Below are 13301 nucleotides of genomic sequence, written 5' to 3'. Positions count from 1 at the left end.
TCCTGAGCCAGGATCAAACTCTCCATAAAAGTAGTTTGACTTGCTCATGTTTTGTGTAAGAACTAAGTTCTTACATTTAGAATTAACGTTGACGTTTCGTCTTTTCAGTTTTCAAAGTTCAATTATCGCTTCAATCGAGCGACTTTATTATCATAACACCGTGAAACTTAAAAGTCAATAAGTTTTTTTGTGTTATTTCATCCAATCTTTGCCGCATCAGCGACGTTTATTAATATAACAAATAAGTATTTTATCGTCAATAGTATTATTAAAAAAACTTTTCATTTTGCTTAAATTCTAAAGAGGAGCTCTTTTTTCCTTTAGGGATGACAATATATTTCATAATTTCTGCTTGAGTAGAAGCAACACGTTTAAACAGTGATAATAAGATCTTATATCTTTCTTGCATGGCACGTTTTACAACCCCATCAATCCTTTCATCATCCATATCCAGAATGATTTCATCCATTTCTCTTCTTAATAAAAATTGAATTTCTTTTTTTTCCTCTTCTCGAATAATTATACCCATCATTAGAATCACCTCTTTTTATTAGTAGGAGTAGTTTTTTCCAATTAGAAAGGATTTATAAACATTTTTTAAATCATATTTTCAGGACAGGCGTGCATAAAATGTAACAGGACTATTTTTGAAGGGGGTTTTCTTTATGATTCAATTTCATGTCTGGAATGTTAAGCGACTAAAATTTATTTCTTTAATTATAATTATTTCTTTTTTTACTGCTGTGCTATTTTATACTCAAAGCACGAATTCCTTTCCAGCATTCTCAACAAAAGAAGGGCCAAGAGCTATTTTTAAGGGAGAAAAAGGGATTGCACTAACCTTTAACATTGGTTGGGGCGATGAGAAAGCAAAACCTATTTTAACGGAACTTAAAAGGTTGAATGTAAAATCCGCTACTTTCTTTTTATCTGGTTCCTGGGCAGAAAGCCACCCTGATTTGACAAAAGAAATACATGAACTTGGATACGAAATCGGAATACTTGGATACAACTACGTTAATTACGCAGAACTAGAGGGTCAAGAGATTCGTAATGACCTTTCAAAGGCAATTGAAGTATTTAATAAACTTAAAATTGATAACATTAAACTTGTGCGGGCACCTACAGGGGATTTTAATAAGGAAGTAATAAACATCGCTGAATCTCTTGGGTATACAGTCGTGCACTGGAGTGTCAATTCTCATGATTGGACAAATCCAGGTACTGAAAAGATTGTTGCCAATGCGAAGCCTGCTTCTGAAGGTGACATTTTATTATTCCATGCTTCTGATTCAGCTAAACAAACAAAAGAAGCTTTGCCTGACATTATCCAATCTTTAAAAGCAAAAGGAAACTTTGTCACTATTTCAGAGCTCATAGCAAATGGTGAGGTACGAACAAAGCTAGTTCCTTAGTTTTACCCACAAAAAGAGTGAGGGCTACTTATCCTAGCCACTCACTCTTTCTACGTATACCTTTATTCTTATTACCCTTGCCGCTGATTATACTTCGGAAGCATCAATAACTGATAAGTGTTACATGCTAAAAGTGTAAAGAGCATTAAATAAAGCCAGCTCTTCTCATTTGTTGTTAAGACAGGTAACCATTCTAAAACCGTTACAACAATCATAAAAAATAAGGCAGACACAAAAGTATTGCTTTTTGATTGGCGTGACTTAATTAATGCTACAATCACTCCGTAACCTAATAAACCAATTGCTAATAGAACATAGCTAACGAGACTCTCTCCAGCTGCAGCAAATTTTTGAAAGCGAAAATAGATTAGGTCGAACAAAACTAAAGCAATAATGACAAGTTGCACACTATTCCATAATGATGAAGAACGGAAGAAGCTTACGCCAAACTGATGAATAGTTAAATAAGCAAAGAAACCCATTTGACTAATAACACTGAAGGTAAAACCTACCCCAACCAACCAAATAAAAGCAGGAATAATTTGCGAAAAGTCCATATCATAAAACCAGTTTGAAAATTCATCCCAACGAATAATAAACCCTAAAATTCCCGTTACAACTCCCCCTACTACTAGAGTAGAAAAGAAAAATTTAATCCAATTTCGGATGGTCATTCTTTTTATTCTCCTTACATAGTTAATCTTAACGCTCTTTTGATTTTACCAATGGCATTAATAAAAATCTAGGAATAGTATTATGGCGTATATAAATTGTCATATTTCTCATATTAAAGATAGGGATAAATGCACATGCGAAAGGAGCAGATTTTATGATGTATAAATCCTTTCCTCTTCTCCTCCTATTGCTTATTGTCCTGTCTGCTTGTTCAGGAGGAGAAGAGAGTAGTGGACAAATGGACTATGAAGAAACAAAGAAAATGGTTGTTGACATATTAAAAACAGATGATGGAAAAAAAGCCATTCAAGATGTTATTGCAGATGACAAAATTAAGCAAGAGCTTATTATGGACGAAAGCATTGTAACGAAAACAATATCTGAAACTTTAACCTCTGAAAGCGGAAAGGAGTTTTGGAAAACTTCTTTTGAGGATCCAAAGTTTGCAGAAGCCATGGCACAGAGTATGAAAACCGAAAATGAAGAACTTCTTAAGAAGTTAATGAAGGATCCTGAATACCAAGGAATGATGATGGATTTATTTAAAGATCCTGAATTACAAAAAGAAATTCAAGAATCCTTAAAAAGTAAAGAGTATAGAGAACATCTTCAAACAGTTATCACGGAAACGATTGAAAGCCCGCTCTTTCAGATGAAACTTCAAAATGTTTTAATGAAAGCAGCAGAAGAAGGAAAAAGTAGTGGGGAGGAGAGTTCTGAAAAGGACTCAGAAAAAAGTGAAGAGGAGAGTGAAGGTGGAGAAGAGGGCGGTGGAGAAGAAGGCGGCGGAGAAGAGGGTGGATAAGATAGATTTAGCCTTTTCACCATCGAGAACAAAAAGATGAACAACTTCCCACATCGATCATTCACTCAAAAAAGAAAAACAAATACAGGTCGAAATCAAAATAACTAAATAAGAAATTGAAAAGAGCTGGTTTACATTAAAATAAACCAGCTCTCTCCTTATTTTGATAATAATCCAATAACGTTTTCAGCAATGCCTTTATATATTTGACCGAGTTGATGTTCCTCTGCATATATAGAAGGAGCAAAATCATCCTCATCCCAATCAGGCTGTTGGAGTGGTAGCTTTCCTAATAGCTCCGTTTGCAATTCATCTGCTAGCTTTTCTCCCCCACCTTGACCAAAAACAAATTCCTTCTCACCTGTCTTTTTACTTTCAAAATAAGACATATTTTCAACAACACCTAAAATGGAGTGTTCTGTTTGAAGAGCCATTGCTCCTGCTCTAGCCGCTACAAACGCAGCAGTAGGGTGTGGTGTAGTGACAATGATCTCTTTACAGCTTGGAAGCATTGTGTGGACATCTAATGCCACATCACCAGTACCAGGAGGTAAATCTAACAATAAGTAATCTAAATCTCCCCATTCTACCTCACTAAAAAAGTTGTTTAACATTTTCCCTAACATAGGGCCTCTCCATATGACAGGAGCATTGTCTTCAACAAAAAAGCCCATCGAAATGACTTTTACTCCTAGACGTTCCACTGGGATGATACGTTCTCCGCGTACAACAGGACGTTTAACGATTCCCATCATATCAGGAACACTAAATCCATAAATATCCGCATCAATTAAGCCTACTTTTTTCCCAAGTCTTGCAAGAGATACCGCCAAATTGACAGATACAGTCGACTTCCCTACGCCACCTTTACCGCTTGCTATCGCTATAAACGTTGTTTTACTATTAGGAGACAATAAATTGCCACCATCGCTTTCTAATTGACCCCCCCTATGTTTATCAAGCTCTGCCGGGTCTAGATCCGTAAAGCGAATTCCTACCGTTTCTGCACCTGCGGCTTTCAAGTGTTTCACAATCTCCTGCTGCAATGAAAGCTGCTCGGGAGTTCCTGTTTTCGCAATGGCCACTTTCACACTCACATGGTTTTTTTCTTGCTTTATTTTTATTTCTACAATACCATTCGTATCTTTAAGACTTTTATGTAAAAAAGGATCTTCCATTTTGGATAGTACATTTTGTACAATTTGCTCTGTCAACATTTTACTTGCCTCCCTAAGTATGTATTCGGTTTCATCTTCTCTCAGTATAACATATTTCACTTTTTTAAAAGCAAAGGAAAAAGCTGACCGGTTTAGTCCAAATCAGCTTCATTTGTAAAATATCTAAGAACCCCTTCATAAATGGATGCAGCAACACTTTCTTGATACTCATCATCCATTAATTTTTGCTTTTCCTCAGGATTCGATAAAAATCCAATCTCTACTAGTGACCCTGGCTTTTTAGCATGTTTTAAAATAAAAACATTTGAAATCACTTTTGCTTCGCGCTTTGTATTTTCTAAATTTCGAATAAATTCAGCTTGTATAAACTTAGCTAACCGTTCATTTTCTTTATAACGAGGAGAATAAAACGTCTGAGCCCCACTCCACCTTGACGACTCAATCGCATTTAAATGAATGCTAATAAACAAATCCGCTTCTGAATTATTAATAAGCTCCAGTCTTTTCTTTAAATCTTCTGTCTTTCTCCGACTATATCCTTTCGTTCCTTCTTCTGCTAAATCTGTATCTTCCTCTCTTGTTAGTAAAACAAGCGCACCCTGTTCTTGAAGATACTCTCGAAGTTTCAATGTAACCTCTAACGCAATTTCTTTTTCTACTGCTTCACGGTCTGAAGCCCCCCCATCAGGACCACCATGCCCGGCATCTAAATAAATGATTTTCCCTGATAAGGGTAAATTCCATGACTTCCACGAGTTATCATCTAATATAGTCAGTTGAAAAAGCAAAAATAATACAATCGCTGCACCAAAGAAGCCAATAATCTTGAGTTTTCGAAACATCGGACACGCCACCTCCCTATCTCTATACAAAAGATATGGGACAAGGCATGAATTTAGAACATCAAAACAACCCTTTAATGCAATCGTAGTTTATAACGTTGTATCCCTTTTTGAAAGCCCTCATTCCACCAATTATCCACAAACTGTTCGCAAGCAAAGTAAAAGGATTCATCAACTGGATTGGCAACCCCAACTTCTGCCCAATATAACCAAAAATTATATATTGTATCAGTTAAATGTTTTAGCTCAGTTGCTACCGTACTTTTAATTCTTTCTATACTCTCTCCACTCTTTCCAAGACGACTAAGCTTCCCACCCAACAAATAGGATTCAATAGCAACATCATAGCAGGCTTCATCAAACCCTTCTTGCATGAAAAGGCCCCCTTGGACTTTGAGCGTACCAAAGTACTTCCTTACACTCTCTGATAACAACTTTATAGAAATTTCCTTTAATAGTCGACGTTCATATTTTATTTGTTTTTCTCTTCTTTTCGCATTAAATGTCGTTATCACGTTCATTTGTATTCACTCCCTTGAAAGTATTTTCCTACAACAACCCCAATGTAATCCTAGGAAAATGCTATCACCCTTACCCATATTCGGAAAATAGGGAGACCCATTTATTTATGGAACCAAGCTATAGGAAAAATCCCTTTCACGGTCATCTCTTTAATGCTTATGAATGGATAAAATGAAGAAGAAGAGAGCGAAAGTTGCATTTATACTTACCTGTTTATACAGAGCGAGCTTCTTTACTACTCTGTTTTTATTAAATGACTAAGCTCTTGAGCACAAAAAAACCCAACCAAAATGGTTGGGCTTTTCCAAACGTGTATAAATTAACGTTTTGAGAATTGTGGTGCACGACGAGCGCCTTTAAGACCGTATTTCTTACGTTCTTTCATACGAGCGTCACGCGTTAACAATCCAGCGCGTTTTAATGGAGTACGGAATTCAGGGTCAACTTGAAGTAACGCACGAGCGATACCGTGGCGAATAGCGCCAGCTTGACCAGTATATCCACCACCATGTACGTTTACTAATACATCGTAGCTACCTAGAGTTTCAGTAACGTTTAGTGGTTGTTTAATTACTTCGCGTAAAGCTGCGAATGGAATATAGCTTTCTACATCACGATCATTGATAACAATACGACCTTCGCCTGGTACTAAACGTACACGAGCAACTGAGCTCTTACGACGGCCTGTGCCATAATATTGAACTTGTGCCAAGATAATGTCCTCCTCTAATTAATTATCCACGAAGTTCGTAAACTTCTGGTTTTTGTGCTTGGTGTTGATGCTCTGCACCAGCATATACGTGTAATTTTTTGATCATTTGACGTCCAAGAGAACCCTTTGGAAGCATACCTTTGATCGCAAGCTCTAACATTTTCTCAGAGTAGTTAGAACGCATTTCAAGTGCTGTACGAGACTTTAATCCACCTGGGTGCATGCTGTGACGGTAGTAAATTTTATCTGTTAATTTCTTACCTGTTAATTGGATTTTCTCCGCATTGATAAGAATTACGTGATCACCAGTGTCAACATGTGGTGTAAAAGTTGGTTTGTGTTTACCGCGTAAAATAGATGCTACTTCGCTTGCAAGGCGACCTAAAGTCTTGCCTTCAGCGTCAACAACGTACCATTTACGTTCGATTTCATTTGCTTTCGCCATATACGTCGTACGCATTGTTTACCCTCCTAATATTTAAAAAATTATCCAATGAATTTGAGTATTTATTTAGTCACAATAAGTTTCCGGGGCTTATCGTGGGGTTAAAATTCATACCATATGATATCTTATCTCTTTCTAGACACATTGTCAAGAAAATGTTACACCTGGATTAGTTGTCATTGGTATACCACACTTTCCAAAGATATAGCCCGTGAGCTGGAGCAGTTTTCCCCGTGACCTGTCGATCTTTTAAAGCTAATAGCCGGACCATATCGTCTGCTCTTCGCTTTCCTTGTCCAACTTCAATTAGTGTTCCCGTCATAATCCGGACCATATTATATAAAAAACCATTTCCAACAAAGGAAAAACATACTTCATCTTCGGTTTTTTTAATTGATATTTTATAAATGCTGCGAACTTTATCATTCACCTCTGTCTTTGCAGAACAAAAGCTAGAAAAATCGAACGTTCCCGTTAGGAGATCCGCTGCTTTTTGCATTTCAGCTACATTTAAGGGAAATGGGAAATGATAAGCATAATTTCGTGTAAATGGACTTGGGAATGGACTTATATTCAATTTATATCGATACTCCTTTTTTTGAACAGAGTATCTTGCATGAAAATCTTGTGGCACAAATTCACTGTGAAGAACAACAATTTCTTTGTTAAGTAGAGAATTTAAAGCGATTGTCCATCGATTTTCAGCAATGGTTAAAGGTGTATCAAAATGAAATACTTGTCCAAGTGCATGTACTCCGGCATCTGTTCTACCAGAGGCCGTAATGCGTACATCAGTCCCCTTATGAATTTGCTTTAAGGCCTTTTCTAGCTCTAGTTGAACCGTCCTCTTTGATGGTTGTACTTGGTAACCGGAAAATAAAGTTCCATCATAGCTTACTATACATTTCACTCGTTGCATCTTGTCACTCCATTAAGAACGTAATAAATACAAAACAAGGGCTACAGCTAATAGGGATAAAAGAGATACTGTGTCAGAAAGCTTCCAGTTCAGCTGACGGTATTTTGTTCGTCCTTCTCCACCTCGATACCCGCGTGTCTCCATTGCGATGGCTAAATCTTCTGCACGCTTAAAAGAACTAACAAACAGTGGAATTAATAGTGGCACTACTGCTTGAAGTCTTCCTTTTATACTTCCACTGGCCAAATCAGAACCTCTGGCCGATTGCGCTTTCATTATTTTATCGGTTTCTTCCATCAAAGTTGGGATAAAGCGTAAAGAAATCGACATCATTAACGCAATTTCGTGCACCGGCATGTTTATTTTCTTTAAGGGACCAAATAATGCTTCTAATCCATCCGTTAAAGAGATGGGCGTTGTCGTTAGCGTTAAAAGCGAAGTCACGATAATTAATAAGAGGAACCGCAGCGAAATAAAGATTCCTTGGCGTAATCCTTCTTCATAAACTTTTAAAAGGCCAATATCAATAACCACACTTCCTTCTTTTGTGAAAAAAACATGTAAAAGGAAAGTAAATACAATTAACCAGAGAACAGGCTTTAAGCCATTTACTAGAAATACATATGAAATTTTGGTCAGTAACACAAGTGAAAAGGTAAATAAAGCTAAAACTCCATATGTTATTCCATTATTAGCTAAAAAGACCACAACGATAAATAAAAAAACAAACAATAACTTCGACCTTGGATCCAAGCGATGGATGATGGAATTCTGTGGTACATACCGACCAATAACAATCTTTTCCATCATGCTTGACCACCTCTTTCGACCATGTCTGCGATAAGCGATGCAAGTTCTTCAATGGAAAGGCATGTAGTAGGAAGTTTCTTTCCCATTTTCATTTCAAACTGATGTTGAAATCTAACAAATTCCGGAATGTTTAGTCCGAACGACTTGAGCATTTCAACATCCGAAAAGATTTCTCGTGGTGTTCCCTGTTTAACAACACGTCCATTGTTCATAATAATGAGCTTCTCTGCATACTTAGCTGCATCTTCCATGCTATGTGTGACCAATATAGTTGTAAGTTTTTCTTGCTGATGAAGAAGGTCAAACATGTCCATAATCTCTTTTCTTCCTCTTGGATCTAATCCTGCAGTCGGTTCATCTAATACGAGAACATCTGGCTGCATTGCTAAAACCCCAGCAATTGCCACGCGCCGCATTTGTCCACCCGAAAGGTCAAATGGAGACTTAGTTAAAACCTCTTCAGAAAGACCAACTTGTTGAATATATTCCCTAGCTCTCCGCTCAGCTTCTCTAGGTGGAACTCCAAAGTTTAATGGACCATACATAACGTCTTTAAGTACCGTTTCTTCAAATAACTGATGTTCAGGAAATTGAAACACAATGCCGACCTTTTGTCTAATCTCTTTTAGTTTTTTTGACTTTTCATTAGATTGAATAACAAATTTACCAATCTCCACTTGACCACTTGTAGGACGAAGTAAAGCATTTAAATGCTGTAATAACGTTGATTTTCCTGAACCTGTATGTCCAATAATCGCGACATATTCTCCGGAAGGAATTTGAAAACTCACTTCATGAAGAGCCCTTCTCTCAAAAGGGCTACCGACACCATATGAATAGCTTACATTTTGAAGTGTGATATCCATAAATCATCCACCAATTCTTCTTCGGTTAAATAGTTGTGTTTTATGTTTAAACCTTTTAATTTTAAGGATTTGCTCATTTTTGCAGCAAATGGGATGTCTAACCCTAGCTGAATTAATTCCTCATCAAGTTGAAAAATCTCTTCTGGTGTTCCTTCTTTAAAAATTTCTCCTTCGTTTAATATAATTAAACGATCGGCTTTCCTTGCCTCTTCCAAATCATGTGTAATGGAGATAATCGTAATCTGCTCTTGTTCATTTAATTCTCGTATAGTCTTAATTACTTCTTCTCGACCTTTCGGATCTAGCATAGAAGTTGATTCGTCAAGAATAATTATTTCAGGTTTTAAAGCCATTATTCCCGCAATAGCTACACGCTGTTTCTGTCCCCCAGAAAGATGGTGTGGCTCTTGATTAAGAAAATCAAGCATTTCTACAGAACGTAATGCGTGATGTATTCGTTCTTTCATTTCCGGAAATGGAATTCCGTAGTTTTCTAAACCAAAAGCCACATCATCCTGAACGGTTGCGCCAACAAACTGATTATCAGGATTTTGAAACACCATGCCAATCCTTTTTCTGATTTCCCAAATGTTTTGTTCATTTAACAACCATTCTCCAACTTTCACCATCCCTGATTGAGGAAAGTGCAAACCATTTAACATTTTAGCCAGTGTCGATTTTCCTGATCCATTATGTCCTACAATCGCTAACCATTCCCCCTTTCGAACATCCAATGAGATGCCTTTTAAAGCAGGTGGTAGTTCTGAGTGGTAACGAAAATATACATCTTGAATCGAAATGACGGATGAAGACATCTTACCCCTCCTCTACGCTATATGAAAAATAGTAAATGTTGATTAAGTAAAAAAGTAGAATATATAAAAAAAAGCCTGCACCCCATTCCTTGAAAAGCTAATTGCTTTTCATGTTCAACCTTGAACGCCCATATTGGGGGAAGAGGTGCATGGAGCTAGACGAGACGCATGATACGCTCATCATAACGCTCTGCTTTTTTGCTTAATATTCAACTCTAATTGCAGAAAAAGGGCACGAAGCAGTTAAGATATAACTGTCCTGCCCTAGATGTTCTACTATTATACTAACTCGATAATAGCCATTGGTGCTCCGTCACCACGACGAGGTCCAAGTTTCATAATACGAGTGTAGCCACCTTGACGCTCACTGTAACGTGGAGCGATATCAGCAAATAGTTTTTGAACAGCATCTTGATTGCTTTCAGCATCTGCTACTTCGTTACGAATAAATGATGCAGCTTGACGACGAGCATGAAGATCGCCACGTTTACCAAGAGTAATCATTTTTTCAACAACAGAACGAAGTTCTTTAGCACGAGCTTCTGTTGTTTCGATACGCTCGCTGATGATTAGATCAGTAGCTAAATCGCGAAGCAACGCTTTACGTTGTGCACTAGTACGTCCTAACTTTCTGTAGCCCATGAAGGTTCCCTCCTTTGTTATATGGTTATATCAAACTATATAAAGATCAGTCATCTTTACGTAAACCTAAGCCTAATTCATCAAGCTTTGCTTTTACTTCCTCTAGTGATTTACGTCCTAAATTACGAACTTTCATCATATCTTCTTCTGACTTATTCGCTAACTCTTGAACAGTGTTGATTCCAGCACGTTTCAAGCAATTATACGAACGAACAGAAAGGTCTAACTCTTCAATAGTCATTTCAAGAACCTTTTCTTTTTGGTCCTCTTCTTTTTCAACCATGATTTCAGCGTTTTGCGCCTCATCTGTTAAGCCAACAAAGATATTTAAATGTTCAGTAAGGATTTTTGCACCTAAAGAAATCGCCTCTTTTGGTCCAATACTTCCATCAGTCCAAACATCAAGAGAGAGTTTGTCATAATTAGTCATCTGGCCAACACGAGTATTTTCTACTTGATAGTTTACGCGTGAAACTGGAGTGTAAATAGAGTCGATTGGGATTACGCCGATTGGAAGATCTTCGCGCTTATTGTGATCGGCTGGTGTATAGCCACGGCCTCTTTGTGCCGATAAACGCATACGAAAATGGCTGTTGCTAGACAAAGTAGCAATGTGTAAATCAGGATTTAAGATTTCAACATCACTATCATGTGTAATATCAGCAGCCGTTACGCTACCTTCACCTTGAACATCAATTTCAAGCGTTTTTTCTTCATCAGAGTAGATTTTTAACGCTAGTTTTTTAATATTAAGAATGATAGATGTAACATCTTCAACGACGCCGGCAATTGTTGAGAATTCATGCAGTACACCATCTATTTGAATCGATGTGACAGCAGCACCTGGGAGTGAAGATAGTAAGATACGACGTAAGGAGTTACCCAAAGTTGTTCCATATCCACGCTCTAGTGGTTCTACGACGAACTTCCCAAACTTAGCATCATCGCTAACCTCAACCGTTTCGATTTTTGGCTTTTCAATTTCAATCATTCAAATTTACCCTCCTTTAAAACGTCGAAATCTCGGAAAGAATTCTTATCCGAAATTCCCCATGTTTACATTCCCGATTGTGCACAACAACTGGATTGAACATCTCTTGCACAGAAAAAATACATATCACTTCCCATTATAGACAATGATACGAAATCTATACAGAAAAATTAAACACGACGACGTTTTGGTGGACGGCATCCGTTATGAGGAACAGGAGTAACATCTTTAATAGCTGTTACTTCTAGACCAGCTGCTTGAAGCGCACGAATAGCTGCTTCACGACCTGCACCAGGACCCTTAACAGTAACTTCTAAAGTTTTTAAACCGTGCTCCATAGCAGTTTTTGCTGTTGTTTCAGCTGCCATTTGTGCAGCGAATGGAGTAGATTTACGAGAACCTCTAAATCCAAGCGCACCTGCACTAGACCAAGAAATCGCATTACCGTGTACGTCAGTAATCGTTACGATAGTGTTATTAAAAGTAGAGCGAATGTGAGCAATACCAGCTTCGATATTCTTTTTCACACGACGCTTACGAGTATTAGTTTTACGTGCCATGTTAGCATGTACCTCCTTTACTTATTATTTTTTCTTGTTCGCTACAGTCTTACGAGGACCTTTACGAGAACGAGCGTTGTTTTTCGTGTTTTGACCACGAACTGGTAAACCACGACGGTGACGAAGACCGCGGAAAGAACCAATTTCCATTAGACGTTTAATGTTTAAAGAAACCTCACGACGAAGATCTCCTTCAACTTTGAAACGGTCAACGATATCACGGATTTTACCAAGTTCTTCTTCCGTTAAATCGCGAACACGAGTGTCTTCAGAAACACCTGCTTCTGCAAGAATTTTTTGAGCTGTGTTTTTACCAATACCATAGATATACGTTAAAGAAATGACAATACGTTTGTCACGTGGAATATCCACACCAGCAATACGTGCCATAGTGTACGTGCACCTCCTTCTATATTAGCCTTGTTTTTGTTTGTGTTTAGGATTTTCACAGATAACCATTACTTTACCACGTCTGCGGATGACTTTGCATTTTTCGCAGATCGGTTTAACAGATGGTCTAACTTTCATCTTATTCTAACCTCCCTAGTAGTCCGGAGTACGAAGATTATTTGAAACGGTACGTAATACGACCGCGCGTTAAATCATACGGTGATAACTCAACTGTTACTTTATCACCAGGTAGGATACGAATGAAATGCATACGGATCTTACCTGAAACGTGAGCTAGAACAGTATGACCATTTTCTAATTCTACCTTAAACATAGCATTAGGCAAAGTTTCAAGCACTTTCCCTTCAACTTCAATCACATCGTCTTTCGCCATCAAGCTCATCTCCCTTCATGAGATCATCAAGGACTTCGTCAACAAACTTAGTAAGTGCATATCGCAGCTTTCCATTTGTGACCCGCCCGGTCTCTATTATACTGTTTTGAACTTCTGGAGAAATAAAATCGTAAAAATAAAGATGATGAAGATTTTTCTTTTTCGGACGATCAAACTTACGTTTATCACCATCTGCAATAAGAACAAAATTATCATCAAGTTGTTGGATGACGATACCTAGTAGACCAGTATCTCTTCCTTTTTTAATTAATACGACTTGACCTATATACGGAGTCGAATCGGACTCGTTCAATCAGATC

Annotated in this window: 20 protein-coding genes; 2 read left to right on the top strand and 18 right to left on the bottom strand. The window is 37.6% G+C overall.

Annotated elements, in window-relative coordinates:
- Nucleotides 1-268: 268 nt before the first annotated feature.
- Entirely contained in the window at nucleotides 269-532 is a 264-nt protein-coding gene (locus WAK64_RS19485) for a hypothetical protein (RefSeq protein ID WP_336588673.1), read from the bottom strand.
- A 133-nt stretch (nucleotides 533-665) separates the two neighbouring features.
- On the opposite strand from WAK64_RS19485, the gene pdaB reads away from it, so the two are divergent.
- Nucleotides 666-1415, top strand: a complete 750-nt coding sequence (gene pdaB / locus WAK64_RS19480; protein WP_336588672.1) for a polysaccharide deacetylase family sporulation protein PdaB — start codon at nucleotides 666-668, stop codon at nucleotides 1413-1415.
- A gap of 71 nt (nucleotides 1416-1486) precedes the next feature.
- On the opposite strand, the gene WAK64_RS19475 is transcribed toward pdaB, so the two are convergent.
- Nucleotides 1487-2089, bottom strand: a complete 603-nt coding sequence (locus tag WAK64_RS19475; RefSeq protein ID WP_336588671.1) for a KinB-signaling pathway activation protein — start codon at nucleotides 2087-2089, stop codon at nucleotides 1487-1489.
- A gap of 158 nt (nucleotides 2090-2247) precedes the next feature.
- On the opposite strand from WAK64_RS19475, the gene gerD reads away from it, so the two are divergent.
- On the top strand, nucleotides 2248-2895 hold the full coding sequence (gene gerD, locus WAK64_RS19470) for a spore germination lipoprotein GerD (RefSeq protein ID WP_336588677.1): 648 nt from the start codon (nucleotides 2248-2250) through the stop codon (nucleotides 2893-2895).
- A gap of 158 nt (nucleotides 2896-3053) precedes the next feature.
- On the opposite strand, the gene WAK64_RS19465 is transcribed toward gerD, so the two are convergent.
- The 16 genes from WAK64_RS19465 to WAK64_RS19390 form a co-directional block, all read right to left on the bottom strand.
- On the bottom strand, nucleotides 3054-4112 hold the full coding sequence (locus tag WAK64_RS19465; protein ID WP_336588670.1) for an Mrp/NBP35 family ATP-binding protein: 1059 nt from the start codon (nucleotides 4110-4112) through the stop codon (nucleotides 3054-3056).
- Nucleotides 4113-4204: 92 nt separating this feature from the next.
- Nucleotides 4205-4915, bottom strand: a complete 711-nt coding sequence (gene cwlD / locus WAK64_RS19460; RefSeq protein ID WP_336588669.1) for an N-acetylmuramoyl-L-alanine amidase CwlD — start codon at nucleotides 4913-4915, stop codon at nucleotides 4205-4207.
- 74 nt (nucleotides 4916-4989) lie between these two features.
- Nucleotides 4990-5436, bottom strand: a complete 447-nt coding sequence (locus WAK64_RS19455; RefSeq protein ID WP_336588668.1) for a DUF2521 family protein — start codon at nucleotides 5434-5436, stop codon at nucleotides 4990-4992.
- A 320-nt stretch (nucleotides 5437-5756) separates the two neighbouring features.
- Complete coding sequence (gene rpsI, locus WAK64_RS19450) at nucleotides 5757-6149, bottom strand: 30S ribosomal protein S9 (RefSeq protein WP_336588667.1); 393 nt, start codon at nucleotides 6147-6149, stop codon at nucleotides 5757-5759.
- 22 nt (nucleotides 6150-6171) lie between these two features.
- Nucleotides 6172-6609, bottom strand: a complete 438-nt coding sequence (rplM, locus tag WAK64_RS19445; protein ID WP_336588666.1) for a 50S ribosomal protein L13 — start codon at nucleotides 6607-6609, stop codon at nucleotides 6172-6174.
- Between the two features lie 154 nt (nucleotides 6610-6763).
- Nucleotides 6764-7513: a tRNA pseudouridine(38-40) synthase TruA gene (gene truA / locus WAK64_RS19440; RefSeq protein WP_336588665.1), complete on the bottom strand. Its 750-nt coding sequence runs from the start codon at nucleotides 7511-7513 to the stop codon at nucleotides 6764-6766.
- A gap of 12 nt (nucleotides 7514-7525) precedes the next feature.
- The gene (locus WAK64_RS19435; RefSeq protein ID WP_336588664.1) at nucleotides 7526-8323 is read right to left on the bottom strand and encodes an energy-coupling factor transporter transmembrane component T family protein; all 798 of its coding nucleotides are present in this window, start codon (nucleotides 8321-8323) and stop codon (nucleotides 7526-7528) included.
- Entirely contained in the window at nucleotides 8320-9189 is an 870-nt protein-coding gene (locus tag WAK64_RS19430; RefSeq protein ID WP_336588663.1) for an energy-coupling factor ABC transporter ATP-binding protein, read from the bottom strand. The genes WAK64_RS19435 and WAK64_RS19430 overlap by 4 nt, the downstream gene beginning before the upstream one ends.
- Nucleotides 9165-10004 (bottom strand): energy-coupling factor ABC transporter ATP-binding protein, encoded by an 840-nt coding sequence (locus WAK64_RS19425; RefSeq protein ID WP_336588662.1) that lies wholly within the window; start codon nucleotides 10002-10004, stop codon nucleotides 9165-9167. Before WAK64_RS19425 ends, WAK64_RS19430 begins: the two co-directional genes overlap by 25 nt.
- A gap of 279 nt (nucleotides 10005-10283) precedes the next feature.
- Nucleotides 10284-10646, bottom strand: a complete 363-nt coding sequence (rplQ, locus tag WAK64_RS19420; RefSeq protein WP_336588661.1) for a 50S ribosomal protein L17 — start codon at nucleotides 10644-10646, stop codon at nucleotides 10284-10286.
- 46 nt (nucleotides 10647-10692) lie between these two features.
- Nucleotides 10693-11637 carry a DNA-directed RNA polymerase subunit alpha gene (locus WAK64_RS19415; RefSeq protein WP_336588660.1) on the bottom strand — a complete coding sequence of 315 codons (945 nt, stop codon included), beginning with the start codon at nucleotides 11635-11637 and terminating at the stop codon, nucleotides 10693-10695.
- A 170-nt stretch (nucleotides 11638-11807) separates the two neighbouring features.
- Nucleotides 11808-12197, bottom strand: a complete 390-nt coding sequence (gene rpsK / locus WAK64_RS19410) for a 30S ribosomal protein S11 (RefSeq protein ID WP_336588659.1) — start codon at nucleotides 12195-12197, stop codon at nucleotides 11808-11810.
- A gap of 24 nt (nucleotides 12198-12221) precedes the next feature.
- A complete protein-coding gene (rpsM, locus tag WAK64_RS19405; protein WP_336588658.1) occupies nucleotides 12222-12587 on the bottom strand; it encodes a 30S ribosomal protein S13 in 366 nt (121 codons plus the stop codon).
- A 24-nt stretch (nucleotides 12588-12611) separates the two neighbouring features.
- Nucleotides 12612-12725: a 50S ribosomal protein L36 gene (gene rpmJ / locus WAK64_RS19400; protein WP_000868344.1), complete on the bottom strand. Its 114-nt coding sequence runs from the start codon at nucleotides 12723-12725 to the stop codon at nucleotides 12612-12614.
- A gap of 37 nt (nucleotides 12726-12762) precedes the next feature.
- Nucleotides 12763-12981 carry a translation initiation factor IF-1 gene (gene infA / locus WAK64_RS19395; protein WP_071351372.1) on the bottom strand — a complete coding sequence of 73 codons (219 nt, stop codon included), beginning with the start codon at nucleotides 12979-12981 and terminating at the stop codon, nucleotides 12763-12765.
- Complete coding sequence (locus WAK64_RS19390; RefSeq protein ID WP_336588657.1) at nucleotides 12959-13294, bottom strand: KOW domain-containing RNA-binding protein; 336 nt, start codon at nucleotides 13292-13294, stop codon at nucleotides 12959-12961. Before WAK64_RS19390 ends, infA begins: the two co-directional genes overlap by 23 nt.
- Between the last annotated feature and the right edge of the window lie 7 nt (nucleotides 13295-13301).

It is taken from the genome of Bacillus spongiae, assembly GCF_037120725.1.
Lineage (GTDB): Bacteria > Bacillota > Bacilli > Bacillales > Bacillaceae_K > Bacillus_CI > Bacillus_CI spongiae.
The sequence above is the reverse complement of the archived record's forward strand: the minus strand, read 5'-3'. Positions and strand labels throughout refer to the sequence as shown.